This is a genomic window from Corallococcus sp. RDP092CA (assembly GCF_041903675.1).
In the GTDB taxonomy this organism is placed as follows: domain Bacteria; phylum Myxococcota; class Myxococcia; order Myxococcales; family Myxococcaceae; genus Corallococcus.
This window is the reverse complement of sequence record NZ_JAYESI010000004.1, coordinates 303,019-322,793: the sequence shown is the minus strand read 5'-3', so window position 1 is coordinate 322,793 and position 19,775 is coordinate 303,019. Positions and strand designations below refer to the sequence as shown.

At 72.9% G+C, this 19,775-nt stretch carries 17 protein-coding genes; 5 read left to right on the top strand and 12 right to left on the bottom strand.

The window, feature by feature from the left end:
• Window position 1 precedes the first annotated feature (1 nt).
• From pdeM to U8525_RS07375, 4 genes are read right to left on the bottom strand one after another with little or no spacing between them, the layout of a single operon-like run.
• On the bottom strand, window positions 2-655 hold the full coding sequence (pdeM, locus tag U8525_RS07390; RefSeq protein WP_374262979.1) for a ligase-associated DNA damage response endonuclease PdeM: 654 nt from the start codon (window positions 653-655) through the stop codon (window positions 2-4).
• Window positions 625-3,150, bottom strand: a complete 2,526-nt coding sequence (locus U8525_RS07385) for a ligase-associated DNA damage response DEXH box helicase (RefSeq protein ID WP_374263056.1) — start codon at window positions 3,148-3,150, stop codon at window positions 625-627. Before U8525_RS07385 ends, pdeM begins: the two co-directional genes overlap by 31 nt.
• A gap of 16 nt (window positions 3,151-3,166) precedes the next feature.
• On the bottom strand, window positions 3,167-4,765 hold the full coding sequence (locus U8525_RS07380; RefSeq protein WP_374262977.1) for an ATP-dependent DNA ligase: 1,599 nt from the start codon (window positions 4,763-4,765) through the stop codon (window positions 3,167-3,169).
• Window positions 4,766-4,768: 3 nt separating this feature from the next.
• A complete protein-coding gene (locus U8525_RS07375) occupies window positions 4,769-5,791 on the bottom strand; it encodes a ligase-associated DNA damage response exonuclease (RefSeq protein WP_374262975.1) in 1,023 nt (340 codons plus the stop codon).
• A gap of 201 nt (window positions 5,792-5,992) precedes the next feature.
• On the opposite strand from U8525_RS07375, the gene U8525_RS07370 reads away from it, so the two are divergent.
• The 3 genes from U8525_RS07370 to U8525_RS07360 all read left to right on the top strand — a co-directional run bounded on the left by U8525_RS07370 (window position 5,993) and on the right by U8525_RS07360 (window position 8,842).
• Complete coding sequence (locus U8525_RS07370; protein ID WP_374263053.1) at window positions 5,993-6,616, top strand: SH3 domain-containing protein; 624 nt, start codon at window positions 5,993-5,995, stop codon at window positions 6,614-6,616.
• A gap of 169 nt (window positions 6,617-6,785) precedes the next feature.
• Window positions 6,786-8,282 (top strand): anthranilate synthase component I family protein, encoded by a 1,497-nt coding sequence (locus U8525_RS07365; RefSeq protein WP_374262972.1) that lies wholly within the window; start codon window positions 6,786-6,788, stop codon window positions 8,280-8,282.
• The gene (locus U8525_RS07360; RefSeq protein ID WP_374262969.1) at window positions 8,279-8,842 is read left to right on the top strand and encodes an aminodeoxychorismate/anthranilate synthase component II; all 564 of its coding nucleotides are present in this window, start codon (window positions 8,279-8,281) and stop codon (window positions 8,840-8,842) included. The genes U8525_RS07365 and U8525_RS07360 overlap by 4 nt, the downstream gene beginning before the upstream one ends.
• Before the next feature lie 6 nt (window positions 8,843-8,848).
• Here the strand turns inward: U8525_RS07360 and U8525_RS07355 are convergent, their stop codons facing one another.
• From U8525_RS07355 to aroF, 8 genes are all read right to left on the bottom strand, one after another.
• Window positions 8,849-9,445, bottom strand: a complete 597-nt coding sequence (locus U8525_RS07355; protein ID WP_374262967.1) for a histidine phosphatase family protein — start codon at window positions 9,443-9,445, stop codon at window positions 8,849-8,851.
• A 51-nt stretch (window positions 9,446-9,496) separates the two neighbouring features.
• Entirely contained in the window at window positions 9,497-10,048 is a 552-nt protein-coding gene (locus tag U8525_RS07350; RefSeq protein ID WP_374262964.1) for a GNAT family N-acetyltransferase, read from the bottom strand.
• Between the two features lie 46 nt (window positions 10,049-10,094).
• A complete protein-coding gene (gene trpA, locus U8525_RS07345) occupies window positions 10,095-10,886 on the bottom strand; it encodes a tryptophan synthase subunit alpha (RefSeq protein ID WP_374262961.1) in 792 nt (263 codons plus the stop codon).
• Window positions 10,883-12,088 carry a tryptophan synthase subunit beta gene (trpB, locus tag U8525_RS07340; protein WP_374262958.1) on the bottom strand — a complete coding sequence of 402 codons (1,206 nt, stop codon included), beginning with the start codon at window positions 12,086-12,088 and terminating at the stop codon, window positions 10,883-10,885. Before trpB ends, trpA begins: the two co-directional genes overlap by 4 nt.
• 11 nt (window positions 12,089-12,099) lie before the next feature.
• Window positions 12,100-12,732: a phosphoribosylanthranilate isomerase gene (locus tag U8525_RS07335; RefSeq protein ID WP_374262955.1), complete on the bottom strand. Its 633-nt coding sequence runs from the start codon at window positions 12,730-12,732 to the stop codon at window positions 12,100-12,102.
• The gene (locus U8525_RS07330; protein ID WP_374262952.1) at window positions 12,729-13,547 is read right to left on the bottom strand and encodes an indole-3-glycerol phosphate synthase TrpC; all 819 of its coding nucleotides are present in this window, start codon (window positions 13,545-13,547) and stop codon (window positions 12,729-12,731) included. Before U8525_RS07330 ends, U8525_RS07335 begins: the two co-directional genes overlap by 4 nt.
• 100 nt (window positions 13,548-13,647) lie before the next feature.
• Complete coding sequence (gene trpD / locus U8525_RS07325) at window positions 13,648-14,664, bottom strand: anthranilate phosphoribosyltransferase (RefSeq protein WP_374262949.1); 1,017 nt, start codon at window positions 14,662-14,664, stop codon at window positions 13,648-13,650.
• Between the two features lie 3 nt (window positions 14,665-14,667).
• Window positions 14,668-15,693, bottom strand: a complete 1,026-nt coding sequence (aroF, locus tag U8525_RS07320; RefSeq protein WP_374262946.1) for a 3-deoxy-7-phosphoheptulonate synthase — start codon at window positions 15,691-15,693, stop codon at window positions 14,668-14,670.
• A gap of 188 nt (window positions 15,694-15,881) precedes the next feature.
• On the opposite strand from aroF, the gene U8525_RS07315 reads away from it, so the two are divergent.
• Window positions 15,882-17,132, top strand: a complete 1,251-nt coding sequence (locus U8525_RS07315) for an NAD(P)/FAD-dependent oxidoreductase (RefSeq protein ID WP_374262944.1) — start codon at window positions 15,882-15,884, stop codon at window positions 17,130-17,132.
• Between the two features lie 139 nt (window positions 17,133-17,271).
• Entirely contained in the window at window positions 17,272-19,749 is a 2,478-nt protein-coding gene (locus U8525_RS07310) for a S8 family serine peptidase (RefSeq protein ID WP_374262941.1), read from the top strand.
• Window positions 19,750-19,775 lie beyond the last annotated feature (26 nt).

Genomic DNA, 19,775 nt, shown 5'->3' with positions numbered 1-19,775 from the left:
GCTAGACCTCCACCACCGCGGTGCCGGCGACCGCGTAGACGCGGTCCTTCCTCCCCCGCCGCACGTCCATACCGCCGGTGAAGGCGCTGAACGCGGGGAGGACGCCCACGGCGGGACCCAGGTGGAAGCAGGGCAGCCGCAGCCGGTCCGCTCCGCCCCCGAGCCGCACCATGGGGTGGAGGTGCCCGGCCCAGACGTAGCGACCGGCGGACGGCTCCGGGTGGTGGGCGAAGCGGAACGGGCCTTCGTCTAATACCTCCGCGCGGTCCTCCATCCGCCAGGTGGGCGGAAGCGCCCGGATGTGACGGTCGTGGTTGCCGCGTATCAGCACGACTTCTAGTGAATCATGAGCTTCGCGCCAGGTATTCACGCGGCTGATGATCTCCGCGGTGAGCCCCTGTCGCGAGTGCACGAGGTCCCCCACCAGCAGGAGGCGGCGGGCGCCGGTGGCGGTGAGGGCGGCGGAGAGGCGGGCCAGGTCGTCCTCCAGGACCCCCAGGGGCAGGGGGATGCCGTGCTGCTGGAAGGACTCGGTCTTGCCCCAGTGCAGGTCGGCGACGGCGAGCACGCCGGCGTCCGGCCAGTGCAAGGCCCGTTCCGGGAGCAGCTCCACGTCCGCGTTGGCTACGCGGGTCTGGCATCGGGCTGGGACCATCGCTCCTTGAGGCGCTGCACGCGGTCCAGCAGGGATTCGTTGGACACGCTCGCGCTGATGCGCTCGACGACCAGGGGGAAGCCCAGGGGCGAGGGCCGGGGGACGTGGACGACCTCGACGGGGTTCGCCTCCAGGCGCTCCAGGGTGCGCGCGAGCCGGCCCTGTTCGAGCGGGTGTTCCAGGACCTCGCGGCGCGCCTGTCTCAAGAGGAGGTTGTCCGGATCGTATTTCGCGAAGACGTCGTAGAGGAGCGCCGCGCTGGCCTGCACCTGGCGGGTGGACTTGCGCGCCCCGGGCAGGCCCGGCATCACCAGCCCGGCCACGCGGGCGATGTCCCGGAACTGCCGGCGTGTGAGCTCGCCCAGGTTGACGCTCTCCAGGATGTCCTCGACCAGGTGCTCGCGGGTGAAGAGGGCGGGCCGCAGGGCCTCGTCGAAGGGGAAGGGCGTGGGGGTGAGCAGCTCCAGGCCGTAGTCGTTCACGGACAGGCTGAAGGTGGCCTTCTGGAGGCGCGTGAGGCGCAGGGCGAGCAGCGCCGCCAGGCCCTCGTGCACGCGCCTTCCTTCAAAGGGATAGAGGAAGAGGTGGTGGCCGTCCCGCGTGCGGCAGACCTCCGCCAGGCAGCGGCTGGCACAGGGGATGCGCGACACGCGGGCCTGCGCGTCGAGGATGGGCCACGCGGCGGCGACCTCGTCCCGGGTGACGTCGCCCTGGCGCGCGGCCTCCAGCGTGCGGCGCATCGCGGACGCGAGCGACGTGGACAGGGGCAGGCGGCTGCCGCCCCACCGGGGTGTCTGCGTGGCCCGGGCCTTCGCGGGCTTCACGTAGGCCGTCATGTCCTTGAAGCGGCTGAACTCCAGCCGGCGACCCGCGAAGAGGAAGGTGTCGCCGGGCCTGAGGCGGCTGACGTAGGACTCCTCCACCGTGCCCAGCGTTCCGCCGCTCCAGTAGCGCAGCTGCACGGACGCGTCCGAGGTGATGGTGCCGATGTTCAGCCGGTGCAGCCGCGCGAGGCGCGCGTCGGGCACGCGGAAGCGGCCGTCCACCTCCACCACGCGGCGGAACTCCGGATAGGCGCGCAGCGTGGGGCCGCCTTCGCGCACCAGCGTGAGGACCTGGTCGAACTCCTCATCCGTCAGGGACGCGTAGCTGGTGGCGGTGCGGACCTCGTCGCGCAGGGCCTCGCGGGTGAAGCCTCCTCCCAGCGCGCACGTCACCAGGTGCTGGGCCAAGACATCGAGCGGCCTGGACAGCGGCGTGCGCGGCTCCACCTCGCGGCGCGCGATGGCGTCGCGGGCGGCGGCCATCTCCACCAGCTCGAGCGCGTGCGTGGGGACGAAGAGGATGCGGCAGGTGGCGCCGGGGCGGTGCGCGCTGCGGCCCGCGCGCTGGAGCGTGCGGCCGATGCCCTTGGGGCTCCCTATCTGGACGACGCGCTCCACCGGGCCGAAGTCCACGCCCAGGTCCAATGAAGACGTGCACACGACGAGGCGCAGGCTGCCGTCCTTGAGGCCCCCCTCCACGCGCTCGCGCTCCTCGCGGTCGATGGAGCCGTGGTGCAGCGCGAGCAGGTGCTCCCAGTCCGGGCGCAGGTAGCGCAGGCCTTCGAACCAGCGCTCCGCCTGGGCGCGGGTGTTGGTGAAGAGGAGCGTGGACTGTGTCGGATCCAGCCACTCCGCCACGCGCGGCAACATGGAGAAGCCCAGGTGCCCGGCCCACGGGAAGGCGTCCACCTCCTCCGGCAGCAGGGTCTCCACGTCCACGGGCCGCTGGAGGTCCGCGCTCACCAGGGTGGGCTCGCGGTCCGCGCCCACGACGGTGCGCGCGGCCTCGTCCAGGTTGGCGAGCGTGGCGGACAGCGCCCAGATGCGCGCGCCTGGCGCGAAGTGGCGCAGGCGGGCCAGGGCGAGCTCCACCTGGGTGCCGCGCTTGGTGGCGAGCAGCTCGTGCCACTCGTCCACGATGACCGCGCGCAGCGAGGCGAAGTGCTCCGCCGCCTGCTCCTGCGTCAGCAGCAGGGACAGGGACTCCGGCGTGGTGATGAGGACCTGGGGCAGGCGCTCGCGCTGCCGCTGCCGCAACGAGGAGGAGGTGTCACCCGTGCGGCTCTGCACCTCCAGGTCCGCGTCCAATGCCACCAGGGGTTCGCGCAGGGCCTGCTCCACGTCTCGCGACACTGCTCGCAGCGGCGTGAGGTAGAGGATCTGAAGGCCCTTCGCGTCGCGCTCCGCCACGTCCGCGAGCGGGCCGAGGTAGGCGGCGTAGGTCTTTCCCGCGCCGGTGGGCACGTGGATGAGGCCGCTGTCTCCTCGCGCGTAGGCGGCCCAGGCCTCCTCCTGGAAGGCGTAGGGCGTCCAGCCCCTGGCGGCGAACCACTGGCGGAGCTGCTCCAGCGGTGTGCCCGGGTAGGGCGAGGGGCTTCGGGGGGCGGAGCGCTTCGCGCGGGGGCGCTTGGGGAGCTCGACCGGCGCTCGCGGCGCACGCTCGCCGCGCATGCGGTTGCGGCGGGGCCTAGTGGGCCGCATGGAGCAGCCCCTTCAGCGAGTCGAGCGTGTCCGCGTCCCTGGCGGTCTTGTCCGCGCGCCAGCGCGCGATGCGGGGGAAGCGCAGGGCGATGCCTGACTTGTGTCGCGGGGACGGGGCGATGGCTTCGAAGTGCAGCTCGAACACCTGCTCCGGCTCCACCGAGCGCACCGGGCCGAACTTCTCCCGCGTGTGCGCGCGGATCCATCGGTCCAGCTGGCCAATCTCCTCGTCGGTGAGGCCCGAGTAGGCCTTCGTCACCGGGAGCAGGTCGTCGCCGTTCCACACCGCGAAGGTGTAGTCCGTGTAGAGCGACGAGCGCCGGCCGTGGCCCGGGTGCGCGTAGAGCAGCACCGCGTCCACCGTGTACGGGTCGATCTTCCACTTCCACCAAGCGCCCCGCTTGCGCCCCGTCTGGTACGCGGAGTCCAGGCGCTTGATCATCAGGCCTTCGACGTTGCGCGTCCGCGACTCCTCGCGCAGCTCCGCCAGGGCCTCCCATGACGGCGCCGTCACCGCGGGCGAGAGGGGGAAGCGCGGGTGGTCCCTGAGCAGGGCCTCCAGCCTCGCGCGGCGCTCGCGCAGGGGCAGGCCGCGCACGTCCCTTCCGTCCTGCTCCAGCAGGTCGTAGACGACGAACGCGGCGGGGGCCTCCGCCAGCACCCTGGGCGTGAGCTTCTGTCTGCCGATGCGGCGCTGGAGCCGGGCGAAGGGCAGGGGCACTCCGGCCTCGTAGGCCATCACCTCGCCATCGAGCACCGTGCCTTCTGGCAGGGCGCGGGCGGCCTCGGTGATCTCGGGGAAGCGTCCGGTGATCAGCTCCTCACCCCGGCTCCAGAGGAACACGTCGCCCTGGCGGCGGATGAGCTGGCCCCGGATGCCGTCCCACTTCCACTCGACGAGCCAGTCCTTCAGCTCGCCCAGCGACTCCGCCGGTTGCTCCAGGGGCGACGCGAGGTAGTACGGATACGGGCGCGACACGTGCCCGTCCGACACGTCCGGCGCCACGAGCTGTTCGAAGAACGCCTTCGTCGGCGTCCACGCGCCCATCAGCCGGTGCGCCACGCTGGGCGCTGGCAGGCCCGTGACCTGCGCGATGGCGCGCACCACCAGCGTGCTGGACACGCCCACTCGCAGCTCGCCGGTGAGCATCTTGTTGAGCAGGAACAGCTCGCGGCGGGGCATGGACTTCCACCAGCCCACCACGCGCTCGCGCTGCTCCGCCGCGTCCAGGCCTCGCAGCGGCAAGAGGCGCTCCTCCAACCAGCGTGAGAGGGGGAGCTCCTCGGCGTGCTCGGGCGGGAGGTTCGCTCCGTCGAGCAGCAGGGCAATCACCTCCGCCAGGTCTCCCACCGACGCGTAGACCTCCTCGAAGAGCCAGTCCGGGATGCCCGTCAGTTCCTGCGTCCAGCCCACCAGCAGCTTCGACGTGAGCAGCCGCTTGAGCTTCTGGCCCGTGAGGAAGAACAGGCCCCAGGCGGCGTCCTCCGGCGGCGTCGTGCGGAAGTAGCGCGCCATCGCCTCCACCTTCGCGTTGGTGGAGGTCGTCTGGTCGAGCGTGTCGTAGAGGTCGGCCAGGGCTCGCACGCGTCAGTCCTCCGCCTCGCCCTCGAAGGGCGTGGCGAGCGGCGAGGCATCCACGCCCCGCTCCCTCAGGTAGCGCGACAGCGGGTCGGTGTAGCCGTGCGTGACGAGCACCCTCTGCGCGCGCGTGTCCGCCACCGTGCGCAGCAGGTCCGGCCAGTCCGCGTGGTCGGAGAGCACGAAGCCCCGGTCGTAGCCTCGGCGGCGGCGGTTTCCGCGCACGCGCATCCAGCCGGACGCGAAGCCTGTCTCCGCCTCGCCGAAGCGGCGCATCCAGGGGGAGCCGGCCGCGCTCGGCGGCGCCAGCACCAGCGCGCCCGCGAAGGACGTGCCCTTCTCCGTCTCCGACACCCGCTGCGTGGGCAGCATCGCGATGCCTGCTTCGCGGTACGCCGTGACGAGCCCGCTCACCGCGCCGTGCACGTAGGCCGGCCGGTCCGTCAGCCTGCCCAGCTCCGCCAGCAGCCGCTGCGCCTTGCCCAGCGCGTAGCAGAACAGCACCGCGGAGCGCCCCGCCTCGCGGTTCGCGTCCCACCAACGCAGGATGTCCTGCGCCACGAGGCGCGGATCATCCCAGCGGTAGATGGGCAGGCCGAACGTCGCCTCGGTGATGAAGGTGTGGCAGCGCACCACCTCGAACGGCGCGCACGTGGGGTCCGGCGTGCGCTTGTAGTCGCCGGAGATGACCCAGACCTCGCCCCGGTGCTCGACGCGGAGCTGCGCGCTGCCCAGCACGTGGCCCGCCGGGTGGAAGCTCACGGTGGTGTCGCCCACCTTCAGCGGCTCGCCGTACTCCAGCGTGTCGATGACCGCGTCCGCGCCCAGCCGGCGCTGCAACAGGCTCCGTCCGGGAGCAGCGCCCAGGTAGCGCTGGCTGCCGCTCCGGGCGTGGTCGCCGTGCGCGTGCGTGACGAGCGCCCGCTCCACCGGACGCCAGGGGTCGATGTGGAAGTTCCCCGCCTGGCAATACAGCCCCTGTGGCGTCACGGAAACCAGCGGCGTTCGTTCCTGGTGGGTCGCGGTGGCCACGGTCCTCTAGAAGTAACGAGGCCTTGCGACAGGAGCCACCCGCGGCCGGCGTGGCTGGCGCGCTCCGCTGACAAGGGGGCGGGCGTCCGTCCGGGCCCTGCTTGCGATCCAAACGACGAAGCCAGGGACCGGAGGGCCCCTTGGATGGGGATCGTGGACAGGGGATAAACCTGGAAACCCTCCGCCTCGGGCCCCTTCGTGATGATGCCGTCCGCGCTCCTCGTGTCCCTCACCCTGGCGCAGTCCACCCCGGCCTCGGACGCCGTGCTCGAATACAGCGCGCCGCTGGCGGAGGAGGGCGCGCCGGATCCGGCGTCCTTCGAGTTCACCGCGTTCACGGCGGGGCAGACGGTCTACCTGGGCGTGGACGAGGCCAACCTGCGCGCGAGCGTGGCGGCGGACGCGTCCGTGGTGCGGACGCTGATGCTGGGCACGCCCGTGAAGGTGCTGAAGGCGGGGGCGCGCGCGAAGGTCGGTGACTACGTCAACACCTGGTACCAGGTGTCCGTCGTGGACGCGAAGGACGCGGCCCCTGTCACCGGCTGGGTCTTCGGCAACACGCTCACGCCGTTCCGCTTCGAGGCCGACCTGGACGGGGACGGCGAGCTGGAGGTGGCCACGGTGGTGATGAGCAACGAGTTCAAGGCGCGCGTGCGCGTGCTGGAGCCGGACGTGAAGCCGCCGCGGCGGGTGAGCAGCGTGGACGTGGCGGTGGCGTCCACGAACTACGGCAGCGGCCGGGGCGGTCCGGTGACGGTGAAGCTCGTGCCCGCGAAGCAGGCGGGCGTGACGCTGCTGCAACTGGACTCCTCGCCGGAGCGCTGAAGAGGAAGAAGGCAGGCCCCAGAAGGTTACGGAGCGCGAGGTCTATCAGTGGAAGGACGGCGTGTTCGCCCAGGCGAAGCCCGTCGCGAAGCCGTAGGTGCAGGGCCCGGAAGGCCGGGCACCCGGGCGCCCCTCCGGGTGATGGATGAGGGGCTCAGGGCAATCGACCATGGATGCGCAGGAGCGGAAGGCAGCCTACCGGCAGCGCGCGGAAGCGGGTCAGGCGGTGCCGGTGTCGGTGGAGCTGCCGGCGGACCTGGACACGCCGCTGTCGGCATACCTGAAGCTGGGCGGTGGAAGCCGCGGCTTCATCCTCGAGTCGTGCTACGGCGGCGAGCGCTTCGGGCGCTACAGCCACGTGGGCGTGAGCCCGGCGGGCCGCGTGCGGCTGGACCGGGACGGGCTCACGCTGTGGCGTGGCTCGCGGGAGGAGCGCCGCGAGGGCCGGCCGCTGGACGTGCTGCGCGCGCTGTGGCGCGAGCTGTCCGTGGCGACGCTGCCGGGCGAGGCGCCCTTCCTGGGCGGGCTCGTGGGCTACCTGGGCTACAACGCCACGTCCTGGTTCGAGCCGAGCGTGCCGGACCGCCACCCGCGCGACACGGGCTTCCCGGACTCCGAGTGGCTCGTGGCCGAGGACTTCGTCACCCACGACACGCGCACCCAGACGCTCAGGGCTACCGCCATCGCGCGGCCCGCGCTGCACGGCGGCGTAGCGGCGGCGCTGAAGGACGCGGAGGCGCGCGCGGAGGCGCTGGCGGAGAAGCTGCGCCGGCCGCTGCCGCCGGAGGCCTACGCGGTCGTCCCCGCGCAGAAGAACGCGCCCGCCCCCGTCGCGTGCTGGGACCGCGAGGGCTACGCCCGGGCCGTGGAGAAGGTGAAGGAGTACGTGCGCGCGGGCGACTGCTTCCAGGCGGTGCTCGCGCGCAGGTTCGAGGCGAGGGGCGCCCTCCCGCCGCTGTCGCTCTACCGCGCGCTCCGGCGCGTCAATCCGTCGCCATACCTGTTCCTGGTGGACCTGGGCGAGGCGCGCGCGCTGGTGGGCGCGTCACCGGAGCTGCTGGTGCAGGTGCGCGACGGGGACGTGGTGGTGCGGCCCATCGCGGGCACGCGCCGCCGGGGCGGCTCCGAGGCCGAGGACCAGCGGCTGGAGCAGGAGTTGCTCGCGGACGAGAAGGAGCGCGCCGAGCACATCATGCTGGTGGACCTGGGGCGCAACGACGTGGGGCGCGTGGCCGCGCCGGGCACGGTGCGCATCGAGGACCTGATGATCATCGAGCGCTACAGCCACGTGATGCACCTCGTGTCCCAGGTGCGCGGCAGGCTGGACACCTCGCGCTTCGACGCGCTGGACGCGCTGGCGAGCACCTTCCCCGCGGGCACCGTGTCCGGGGCGCCGAAGATCCGCGCGATGCAGATCATCGACGAGCTGGAGCCCATGCGGCGCGGGCCCTATGCCGGCGCGGTGGGCTACCTGTCCTTCTGCGGCACGCTGGACGTGGCCATCGCGCTGCGCACCTTCTTCGTGGACGGCGACCGCACGATGTGGACCGCCGGCGCGGGCTTGGTGGCGGACTCGGACCCCCTGAAGGAAGCGGACGAGACGGAGGCGAAGGCGGGCGCCATGGCCGCCGCGCTGCGCCTGGCGCGCGATGGAGGCGGGCGGTGATCCTCGTCATCGACAACTACGACTCGTTCACCTTCAACCTGGTGCAGCTGCTCTACACGCTGGGCGCGGAGGTGAAGGTGGTGCGCAACGACGCGCTGGAGGTCGCGGGCATCGCGGCGTCGGGCGCGTCGCACCTGGTGGTGTCCCCGGGGCCGTGCACGCCGCACGAGGCCGGGGTGAGCGTGGCGGCCATCTCCCAGTCGCGCGTGCCGGTGCTGGGCGTGTGCCTGGGACACCAGTCCATTGGCGCGGCGTTCGGCGGGCGGGTGGTGCGCGCGCCGGAGCCCGTGCACGGCAAGGCGGCCCGCATCCGCCACGGCGGCGCCGGCGTCTTCACCGGCCTGCCCCAGGGTTTCCAGGCGGCGCGCTACCACTCGCTGGTGGTGGCGGCGGAGTCCATGCCCGCGGAGCTGGAGGCCACGGCGTGGAGCCAGGACGGGCTGGTGATGGCGCTGCGCCACCGGACGCGGCCGGTGGTGGGCCTGCAGTTCCATCCGGAGAGCGTGCTCACGCCGGAGGGGCCGTCGCTGGTGCGCAACTTCCTGGAGGGGCGGCTGTAGCGGGCGTCACTCCTTCAGGTGCGTGGTGTCGTTCCAGCTCACGAGGACCGGCTGGCTGCCGCCGGCCTCGGAGCCCAGCACGCTGATGGACGCCGTGCCCAGGTGGAACAGCCTGCCTCCGTCCGGGGGCAGGCCCAGCCAGCGCGCGGCGAGGATGCGCAGCATGTGCCCGTGCGAGAAGAGGAGCACGTCGTCCTGGAGGGCTCGCGCCTCCGCGATGAGCCGGTCCGCCCGGGCGCCCACCTGCTCCAGGGTCTCGCCGTTGGGGACGCCGTCCTTCCACAGCGTCCAGCCCGGGCGCGTGGTGCGGATGTCCGCGCCGGTGCGGCCCTCGTAGTCGCCGTAGTTGAACTCCCTCAGGTCGTCCTTCTTCTGGGCCACGTCGCCATAGCCCGCGATGACGCACGTCTCCAGGGCGCGCATCAGCGGGCTGGTCCACACGGCGGCGAAGCGCCACTTGTTCAGCGGCGCGCGGAGCCGCTCCGCCATCTGGCGGCCCTCTTCCAGCAGCGGCAGGTCCGTGCGGCCGGTGTGCTGACTGCTGCGGCTCCACTCCGTCTCACCGTGACGGACGAGGACCAGCTGGGGCGCGCGTGAGTTCATGGCCCCAATCTGTGTCAGCCCGCGGCGGGACGGGAGGGAAAAGTGCGGGGGCTACCGCTTGCGTGTCCGCCACTCCTCACGGCTCTGCCCCCAGAGCTCCACGTCGTGGTCATTGTAGGGCGGAGGCAGCATGCCCATGCGCAGGAAGCGCGAGCCCAGCCGGCGGGCCACCTGCTTCGACGGCTCGTTCGGCGGGGAGATGGAGTGGATGACCTCCGTCCACCCCAGCTGCTCGAAGGCCCAGTCGATGGTGGCCGCCGCGCCCTCCGTCGCGTAGCCCTTGCCCCAGGCGTCGCGAGACAGGCCCCAGCCGATCTCCGGGCCCGGCCAGTCCGCGGGCTGCCAGGGCCCGAGCCGGCCCACCCATCTGCCGGTGGCCTTCTCGATGACGGAGAACATGGAGAAGCCCTGGAGCGCCCAGGAGCCGGCCATGGTGCAGACGGCGCGCCACACCGTGGAGCGCGGCTGGAGGCCGCCGATGTACCGCGCGGTGTCCGGGTCCGACATCATCGCCACGAAGCCATCCAGGTCCTGGAGGGTGGGGGGGCGCAAGATGAGGCGCGGCGTTTCGAGGGTGGGCCCCAGGATGGGCGGCGTGTGCATGTCCGGTCTCCAGGCGCCGGCGACGTGCCGGCGCGTGGAGCGGACCTTAGCGCTTCAGGCCGCGCTTGATGTCCGCGCAGAGCTGCCTCGCCGCGGCTGGGCCGTCCGCGTGGGCGGCCTTCACCAGCGCGCTGCCCACCACGACGCCGTCCGCGTGGGCCACCAGCGGCCGGGCCGTGTCCGCGTTGGAGATGCCGAAGCCCGCCACCACCGGCACGGACGCGGCGCGCTTCACCAGGTCCAGCCGCCGCGACAGGTCCGGCGGCAGCGCCGCGCGCATGCCCGTGACGCCCGCCACGGACACGCAGTACACGAAGCCCCGCGCGTCCCTCGCGATGGCCTCCGCGCGCGCGGGCGGCGTCGTGGGCGCGCACAGCGGCACCAGGTCCACGCCCTCCTTGTCGAACGCGGCGCGGACGCCCGCGCTCTCCTCGGGGGGCAGGTCCGGGAGGATGGTGCCGGAGATGCCCCGCTCGCGCGCGAGCTTCGCGTAGCGCTCCTCCCCCAGGGCCATCACCACGTTGACGTAGGTCATGATGACCAGCGGCGTCTCCGGGCAGCGGCGGCGCACCTCCGGCACGACCTCGTTCAGCACGCGGCGCAGGGTGGCGCCGGCCTTCAGCGCCCGCTCGGACGCGGCCTGGATGACGGGGCCGTCCGCGATGGGGTCGCTGAACGCCACGCCGAGCTCCAGCACGTCCGCGCCGCCCTCCACCAGGGCGGTGAACACGTCCACGGACCTCGGCAGGTCCGGGTCGCCCGCCATCGCGTACGCCACCAGCGCGCCCTCGCCGCGGGCCTTCGCCCGGGCGAACGCATTGCCCAGCTCCGTGCTCATGACCTCACCCCCGTGGCCGGCGGCACGCCGCGCGCCGAGATGGTCGCCACGTCCTTGTCGCCCCGGCCCGAGCAGTTGATGACCAGGTGCTTGCCCTGGCCCAGGTCGCGGGCCAGCGAGCGCGCCGCCGCGAACGCGTGCGACGTCTCCAGCGCGGGGAGGATGCCCTCCGTGCGCGCGACCTCGTAGAAGGCGGCGAGCGCCTCGTCGTCCGTGGCGGTGCGCACCTCCATGCGCCCCGTCTTCGCCAGGTGCGCCAGCTCCGGCCCCACGCCCGGGTAGTCCAGGCCCGCGGAGATGCTGTGCGCCTCTTGAATCTGGCCGTGCTCGTCCTGGAGCACCAGCGAGCGCGAGCCGTGCAGCACGCCCTCCGTGCCCAGCGTCAGCGACGCGCCGTGCTGGCCGGAGTCCAGGCCGTGGCCCCCGGCCTCCACGCCCACCAGCCGCACCGCCGCGTCCGGGATGAAGGGGTGCAGCGCGCCGATGGCGTTCGAGCCGCCGCCCACGCACGCGATGATGGCGTCCGGCAGACGGCCCATGGCGGCCAGCGTCTGGGCGCGGAGCTCGCGGCCGATGACGGCCTGGAAGTCGCGCACGAGGGTGGGGTAGGGGTGCGGGCCCGCCGCGCTGCCGATGACGTAGTACGTGTCCTGCACCTGCGACACCCAGACGCGCATGGCCTCGTTCATCGCGTCCTTGAGCGTGCGCGAGCCGGACTCCACCGGCCGCACCACCGCGCCCAGCGCGCGCATGCGGAAGACGTTGAGCGCCTGGCGCTCCACGTCCAGCGCGCCCATGAACACCTCGCAGGGCAGGCCGAAGAGGGCGCACGCGGTGGCGGTGGCCACGCCGTGCTGGCCCGCGCCCGTCTCCGCGATGACGCGCTGCTTGCCCATGCGCCGGGCGAGCAGCACCTGGCCCACGGTGTTGTTGATCTTGTGCGCGCCCGTGTGCGCCAGGTCCTCGCGCTTGAGCCACACCTGCGCGCCGCCCCAGGCCTCCGTGAGGCGGTGCGCGGGCGTCAGCGTGGTGGGGCGGCCCACGTAGTCGCGCAGCACGCGCGAGACCTCCTCGCCGAAGGACGCGTCCGCCTGCGCCTTCGCGTAGGCCTCTTCCAATTCGAGCAGCGCCGGGACCAGCGTCTCCGGCACATAGCGTCCGCCGTAGCGGCCGAAGCGGCCCACGGCAGTGTCCGTCGTCATGGCACGACTCCTCAGAGGTTGAGGGACCGGACCGCGCGCACGAAGGCGCGCACCGCGTCCAGGTCCTTGATGCCAGGGGAGGACTCCACCCCGCTGGCCACGTCCACGCCGTAGGGCCGGGTGGCCTTCACGGCCTCGGCCACGTTGGAGGGCTTGAGGCCGCCCGCCACCAGCACGGGCAGGCCGCAGTCCGACAGCTGCGTCACCAGCGACCAGTCGAAGGTGACGCCGCCGCCGCCGTAGCCCGGGGCCGCGCCGTCCAGCAGCAGCCCCGCCACGTCGCCCACGCCCACGTAGGTCCGCGCGAGCGCGACGTCGTCCGGGCCGCGCACGCGCAGCGCCTTGATGACGGGCACGCCATGGCCGGAGCAGGCCTCGGGCGGCTCGTCGCCGTGGAGCTGCACGGCGGTGAGGCCGCACTCGCGCACGCGCACGCGGATGTCCTCCGGCTTCGCGTTGACGAACACGCCCACCACGGCGGCCAGCGGAGGCCGCGTGCGCGCGAGGGCCACCGCCGTCTCCAGGTCCACGAAGCGGGGCGAGGGGGGATGGAAGTTGAGCCCCATGGCGTCCGCGCCCGCCGCCCACACGCCCTTCGCGTCCTCGACGCGCGTGACGCCGCAGACCTTGACGAGGACGGTCACGGGCCGCCGCCTTCCAGCCCGAGCAGCCGCCGCAGGGCCCGGCCCGGCTCCGCGTCACGCAGCAGGGATTCGCCCACGAGCACGGCGTTGGCGCCCGCGTCGCGCGCGGCGGTGAGGTCCGCCAGGTGCTTGAGGCCGCTCTCCGCGACCAGCGCGGTGGACCGGGAGCGCAGCGCGGGCATCACCCGGAGCGCCGTGCCGGTGTCCGTCTTCAGCGTGGCGAGGTCGCGGTTGTTGAGGCCGATGAGGCTCGCGCCCGCGGCGAGCGCGCGCTCGGCGTGCGCCTCCGTGTGGGCCTCCACGAGCGCGGCCACGCGCACCTGCTTCGCGGCGGCGATCATCTCGCGGAGCTCCGAGTCTCCGAGCGCGTCCGCGATGAGCAGCACCGCGTCCGCGCCCCAGGCCGCGCTCTCCTCCACGTCGCTGGCGGCGACGAGGAAGTCCTTGCGCAGCACGGGGATGGAGACGGCGGCCCGGACCGCGACCAGGTCCTCCAGGCTGCCGCCGAAGTCCGGCCCGTCGGTGAGCACGCTGATGGCGCACGCGCCGGCGGCTTCATAGGAGCGGGCCACCGCGACCACGTCCGCGTGGGGGAAGGCGCCGCCCGAGGGGCTCTTGCGCTTCACCTCCGCGATGACGTTGACCGGGTGGCCGGGCACGCGGCGCACCAGCGCCTGGGCGAAGTCCCGCGTCGGGGGATGCGCGCCATGCGTGGGGGGCGGGCGCGTGCCCAGCTCCCGGCGCTTGCGCGCCATGATGACGTCCAGCGTGCCGGGCGCCTGCGCCGGCTTCGCCGCCGAGGATGAGGTCGTCATGACGAAGTGCCTCGCGTGCCGGAGGTGTCCGCCGTGAGCGAGCGCACGACAGCGCCCCGCGTGCGGAGGGGCGCGGCTGGCTTCAGGTCGGAGGTGCGCGTCATGCCGCGGCCCTCTGGATGAGCGCCGCGAGCTTGCGCTCGGCGGCCCCGGAGTCGATGGCGTGCTCGGCCCGCTTCACGCCCTCCTTCAGGTCGTCCACCAGCCCCACGATGAGCAGGGCGGCGGCCGCGTTGAGCAGCACCGCCGTGCGCACCCCGTCGCGCTCTCCCGCGAGCAGCGCGCGCAGGCGCTTCGCGTTCTCCTCCGCGTCGCCTCCGGCGATGGACTCACGCGGCACCGCAGTCAGGCCCGCGTCCTCCGGCGTCACCGTGAAGCGGCGCACGGTGCCGTCCGCGCACAGCTCCGCGACCTCCGTGGGCGCGCACGGTGAAATCTCATCCAGCCCGTCGTGGCCGTGCACCACCCAGGCGCGCCGGCTGCCCAGCCGCCCCAGCACGCGCGCGGTCTGCTCCACGCGCTGCCGGTCGAACGTGCCCAGCAACTGGTAGCGCGCCCCCGCGGGGTTCGTCAGCGGCCCCAGCAGGTTGAACACGCTGTGGAACCCCAGGTCCCTGCGCGCCTGCGCCACGTGCCTGAGGGCGCTGTGGTGCGAGGGCGCGAAGAGGAAGCCCACCCCGTGCTCGTCGATGTCGCGCGCCACCTGCGCGTGCGCCCGCTCCATGGACACGCCCAGCGCCGCCAGCACGTCCGCGCTGCCGCAGCGGCTGGAGACCGCGCGGTTGCCGTGCTTGGCCACCGTCGCCCCCGCCCCGGCGACCACGAAGGCCACCGCGGTGGAGATGTTGAAGGTGTGCGCCCCGTCACCCCCCGTCCCGCAGGTGTCGAGCACCACCTCCGCCTGGGGAGCGATCCTCGCCGCGCAGGCCCGCATGGCCTCCGCCGCGCCGAGGAGCTCGTCCTCGGTCTCCCCCTTCATGCGCAGCGCGGTCGCCAGCGCGCCAATCTGCGCGGCGGACGCCTCGCCCGCGAGCATCTGGCCCATGACGGAGGCCATCTCCTCGCGGGAGAGGTCGCGCCGGCCCACCACCTTGCCCAGCGCTTCCTTGAGCGTCATGGGCTATCCCAACCTGACCGCTTCGCGTCCCATCGCGGTGGCGATGGCCCGCACCTCGCCCATGGCCTTCTCGAACTCGGAGAAGTCCAGCGACTGGAAGCCGTCCGACTTCGCGCGCGGCGGATCCGGGTGCACCTCCACGATGAGGCCGTCCGCGCCCGCGGCGACCGCGGCCCGCATCATCGCGGGGACGGCCTTGCGCACGCCGATGCCGTGCGACGGGTCCACGAACACCGGCAGGTGCGTGAGCGCCTTGAGCATGGGCACCGCGTTCAGGTCCAGCGTGTTGCGCGTCATCGTCTCGAACGTGCGGATGCCGCGCTCGCAGAGGATGACCTGGGTGTTGCCGCGCGCGACGATGTACTCGGCCGCCATCAGGAGCTCCTTGAGGGTGGCGCTGATGCCGCGCTTGAGCAGCACGGGCTTGCGCGTCTCGCCCACCGCCTCCAGCAGGCTGAAGTTCTGCATGTTGCGCGCGCCCACCTGGAGGATGTCGGTGTGCTCCGCGACGGCGGCCAGCGTCGCCGTGTCCTTCACCTCCGTCGTCACCAGCAGGCCCGTCTCCTTGCGCGCCTCCGCGAGGAGCGCCAGGCCGTCGCCCTTGAGGCCCTGGAACTCATAGGGGCTGGTGCGCGGCTTGAACGCGCCGCCGCGCAGCATGGTGGCGCCCGCCGCCTTCACCGCCTGGGCGGTGGAGATGATCTGCTCGCGCGACTCCACGGAGCAGGGGCCCGCGATGACGTGGATGGCGGCGCCGCCGAGCGTGAGGTCGCCCACGCGCACGAGGCTGTCCTCCGGCTTCACCTCACGGCTGACCAGCTTGAACGGCTGGGAGATGGCGACCGCGTCCGCGACGCCGGGCAGCACGCGGAAGGGCTCCGGCTCCACCGCGCCCGGGTTGCCGGTGATGCCGATGGCGGTGCGGGAGCCTCCTGGGATCGCGTGCGGCTGCCAGCCGCGGCGGCGGATCTCATCGTTCACTCGCTCGATGTCCTGGGCCGTCGCGTCGGGGCGCATCACGATCAACATGGGGGGACTCCTGCTCTTTCTCTCCAAAGGGCACGCGGGCGGAGACCTGCGTGGGTGTGCCTGGAGCACCGTGCACGGCAAGACCATTGCCGCAACTGTCGGATGCCCGCAACCGAACCGGAGTCTCGCTTGCACGTCCTGGCGTTATCAAGCCACGGTCCGCACGCTCGCTGGACGGGAGGCGGACCATGGCGAAGCGGCCCGGGGTCATCGTGGTGGGCGGCGGGCTCGCGGGCCTGGCGTGCGCGACGGCGCTGTTGGAGGCGCGCGTGGACGCGCACGTGCTGGAAGCAGGGGACGCGCCGGGCGGCAGAGTGCGCACCGACTCTCACGAAGGGTTCCTGCTGGACCGGGGCTTCCAGGTGTACCTCACGGCCTACCCGCAAGGTCGGCGGGTGCTGGACCTCGAGGCCCTCGCGCTCCAACGCTTCATGCCGGGCGCCAAGGTGTGGCGGGGTGGGCGGCTGCACACGCTGGCGGATCCGCTGCGGCGCCCCTTCCTCGCGGTGTCGCACCTGTTCGATGCGCCGGGTGGGCTGGCGGACAAGCTGCGCGTGCTGGAGCTGCGGCAGCTCGCCACGTCCGGCGAGCTGGGAGACTTGTGGCAGCGACCGCAGCAGGAGTCGCGGCGCTTCCTGCGCGACCTGGGCTTCTCCGAGGAGATGCTCGACGCGTTCTTCACGCCCTTCCTCGGCGGCATCTTCCTGGAGCGCGGGCTGACGACGTCCAGCCGGATGATGCAGTTCGTGTTCCGGATGTTCGCGACGGGCCACGCGGCCGTCCCCGCGCGGGGGATGGGCGCCATCCCCGACCAGCTGGCGTCGCGGCTGCCGTCGGCCGCGCTGCGGATGCGCGTGCGCGTGGAGGAGGTGTGGGGACACCGCGTGCGCCTGCCGCGCGGGGAGCTGCTGCACGCGGACGCGGTCGTGGTGGCGACGGAGCCGAGCGCCGCGGCGTCGCTGCTCGTGGGCATGCGGGCGCCCCGGATGAACCGCGTGACGTGCCTGTACTTCGCCGCGCCGGAGCCGCCGGTGGAGGGGCCGTGGCTGGTGCTCGACGGCGAGGGGCGCGGGCCGGTGAACAACGTGGCGGTGATGAGCGAGGTGTCCGCCGCGTACGCGCCCAGGGGCCAGGCGCTGGTGTCCGTGTCGGTGGTGGAGGACGCGGGCGGCGCGGAGTCACTGGAGGCGCGCGTGCGGGCGCAGCTCACGGAGTGGTTCGGCGCGGCGGTGTCCGCGTGGCGGCATCTGCGCACGTATGTCATTCCGGAGGCCTTGCCCGCGCAGCCTCCGCCCGCGCTGGTGGAGCCGCACCGGCCCGTGCGGCTGGCGGCGGGGCTCTACGTGTGCGGAGACCATCGCGAGAACGCGTCCATCGACGGGGCGCTCGCGTCGGGGCGCCGCGCGGCGGAGGCGGTGTTGCAGGACCTGGGGCGCTAGGACGCTGGGGGCGGTAAACTTCATCGAGAGGAAGCGCGGCGAGCAGGCCAGCGGCCAGCCAGTCGAATGGCGGCTGGACGCATTGCCCGCAGCGGACCTAGGGTCGGACGGGCACACTCGTTCTCCAAGGATTCCGCTCATGCTCCGCCGCCTTGCCCTCCTGGGGTTGCTCGGTCTCGTGGCCTGTCCCGGCAGCAAAAGTGGTGATGACGACGACACCAACACCCCCTCGTCGAAGGGGGCCGTCTCGGGGACCCTTCAGCCGTTCCAGGCCGGCTCCGCCGCCGCGAACGGCGGGTCGTCGCTGGACGCGTTCTTCTCCCTGCCGGGCGCGAAGAGCCTGTCGCAGAAGGTCTCCCGGATCCTGGCGGCGCGGGGCGTGTGGCGCACGGGCATCCCGTCCAAGCCGCTGACGCACCAGGCGTCGCTGCTGCCGGGAGAGCTCATCGTCCACTTCGACACGCCCAACCTGTCCGCCGAGGAGGCCGTCGCGCAGGCGCGCGTCGCGGGCTACCACGTCGTGCACCAGGCCTTCCTGAGCGAGACGCAGCACCTGCTCCGCTACGAGGTGAGCCAGCCGCAGGCGATGTCCGGCGGCGCGCCCACCGTGCGCGCCCTCACCGAGGCCGAGCACGTGCGCGTGCTCCAGCAGGTGCAGGCCGTGCCGGGGGTGCAGAACGCGGAGAGCAACCTGCGCGTGCGGGCGCTGGCCGTGCCGAATGATCCGCTCTACTCGCGGCAGTGGCACTACAAGAACATGAACCTGCCGGCGGCCTGGGACCTGGGCACGGGCAGCGACTCCATCGTCGTGGCGGTGGTGGACACCGGCATCACCAAGCACCCGGATCTGAACTCGCGCATGCTGGACGGCGTGGACCTCATCTCCAACGCCGCCAACGCGGGCGACGGCGACGGCGTGGACTCCGACCCGACGGACAACGGCAAGGACCTGCCGAACGGCGGCTCGTCGTTCCACGGCACGCACGTGGCGGGGACCATCGGCGCGTCGTCCAACAACGGCACGGGCGTGGCGGGCGTCACCTGGTCCGGGCGGAACATCCTGCCGGTGCGCGTGCTGGGCACGCAGGGCGGCTCGCTGGCGGACATCATCGCGGGCATCACCTGGGCCAGCGGCGGCAGCGTCCCGGGCGTGCGGGCCAACACCACGCCCGCGCGGGTCATCAACATGAGCCTGGGGGGCAACGGCTCGGCGTCCCCGGAGATGCAGAGCGCCATCAACGCGGCCATCGCGCGCGGGGCCATCCTGGTGGTGGCCGCGGGCAACGAGAACGCGAACACCTCCAACAGCTTCCCGTGCAACCAGCAGAGCGTCATCTGCGTGGGCGCGGTGCGCTTCAACGGCAAGCGCGCCAGCTACTCCAACTACGGCGCGCAGGTGGACGTGATGGCCACCGGCGGCCAGACGAGCGAGGACCGCAACGGCGACGGCTTCCCGGACGGCGTGCTGTCCACGCTGCCCAACAGCAGCAACCAGCCCTCCTATGAGTGGTACCAGGGCACCAGCATGGCCACCCCGCACGTGGCGGGCATCGTCGCGCTGATGCTGGCGCAGGACCCCACCCTCACGGCGGAGGACGTGGAGAACATCCTGAAGGACACCGCGGACCCGTCCAGCCAGTGCTCCGAGGGCTGCGGCGCGGGCCTGGTGGACGCGTACGCCGCCGTGCTGCGCGCCGCGGGCGGCGGGGACACGTCGCTGCCGCCGAAGCTGGCCATCACCACCACGCAGCTGTCCTTCACCGGCGCGTCCTCGCAGTCGCTGACGGTGCGCAACAACGGCGGTGGCACGCTCCAGGTGAGCGTGGCCGTCTCCGGCGCCAACGCCGCCGAGGTGTCCGTCTCCAGCACCTCGCTGTCGATCCCCGCGTACAAGTCCGCGACGCTGAACGTGAGCGTCAACCCGGGCTCGCTGGCGGCGGGCTCCTACGTGGCGCAGCTGGACCTGACCGGCGCGTCGGGCGCGGGCAACGCGCAGGTGCTGGTGAAGTTCCGAGTGGGCGCCACGGATGAGAAGGACGCGCTCATCGGGTTCGCGTACCTGGACGCCGCGGGCGAGGTGCAGGTCGACGACGACGGCGTCGCCCTGGTGCCCGCGGGCGGTGGATACAACTACAACGTGAAGCTGGACCCGCACGACTACCTGGTGCTGGCGTCCATCGACGACACCGGCGAAGGGGACTACTTCGACGACGGCGACCGCGTGGGCTTCTGGCGTGACACCACCCAGGTGGAGACGGTGACGGTCACCAAGGGCAAGACGACCAGCGGCATCAGCTTCACCCTGGTGCCGTACCAGTCGGACGACGACCACCAGCCCACGACGACCATCGGCGGGGCCTGCACGACCAACGGCTCGTGCGGCACGGGCGGCCTGTGCCTCACCGGCACCAGCTTCCCAGGGGGCTACTGCACCCAGGACTGCGTGAAGACGAGCTGCCCGTCGGGCTCGGCCTGCTACAGCAACGACCGGGGCGCCACCGCCTACTGCTTCGTGTCCTGCACGCCGCCGGCCAGCGGCAGCGGCCAGGGAACGTGCCGCTCCGGCTACCTGTGCGTCAGCGACAACGCGGGCAGCGGCGCGTGCCTCCCGCAGTGACGTGAAGGTCCGCTTCGCCGCCGGCG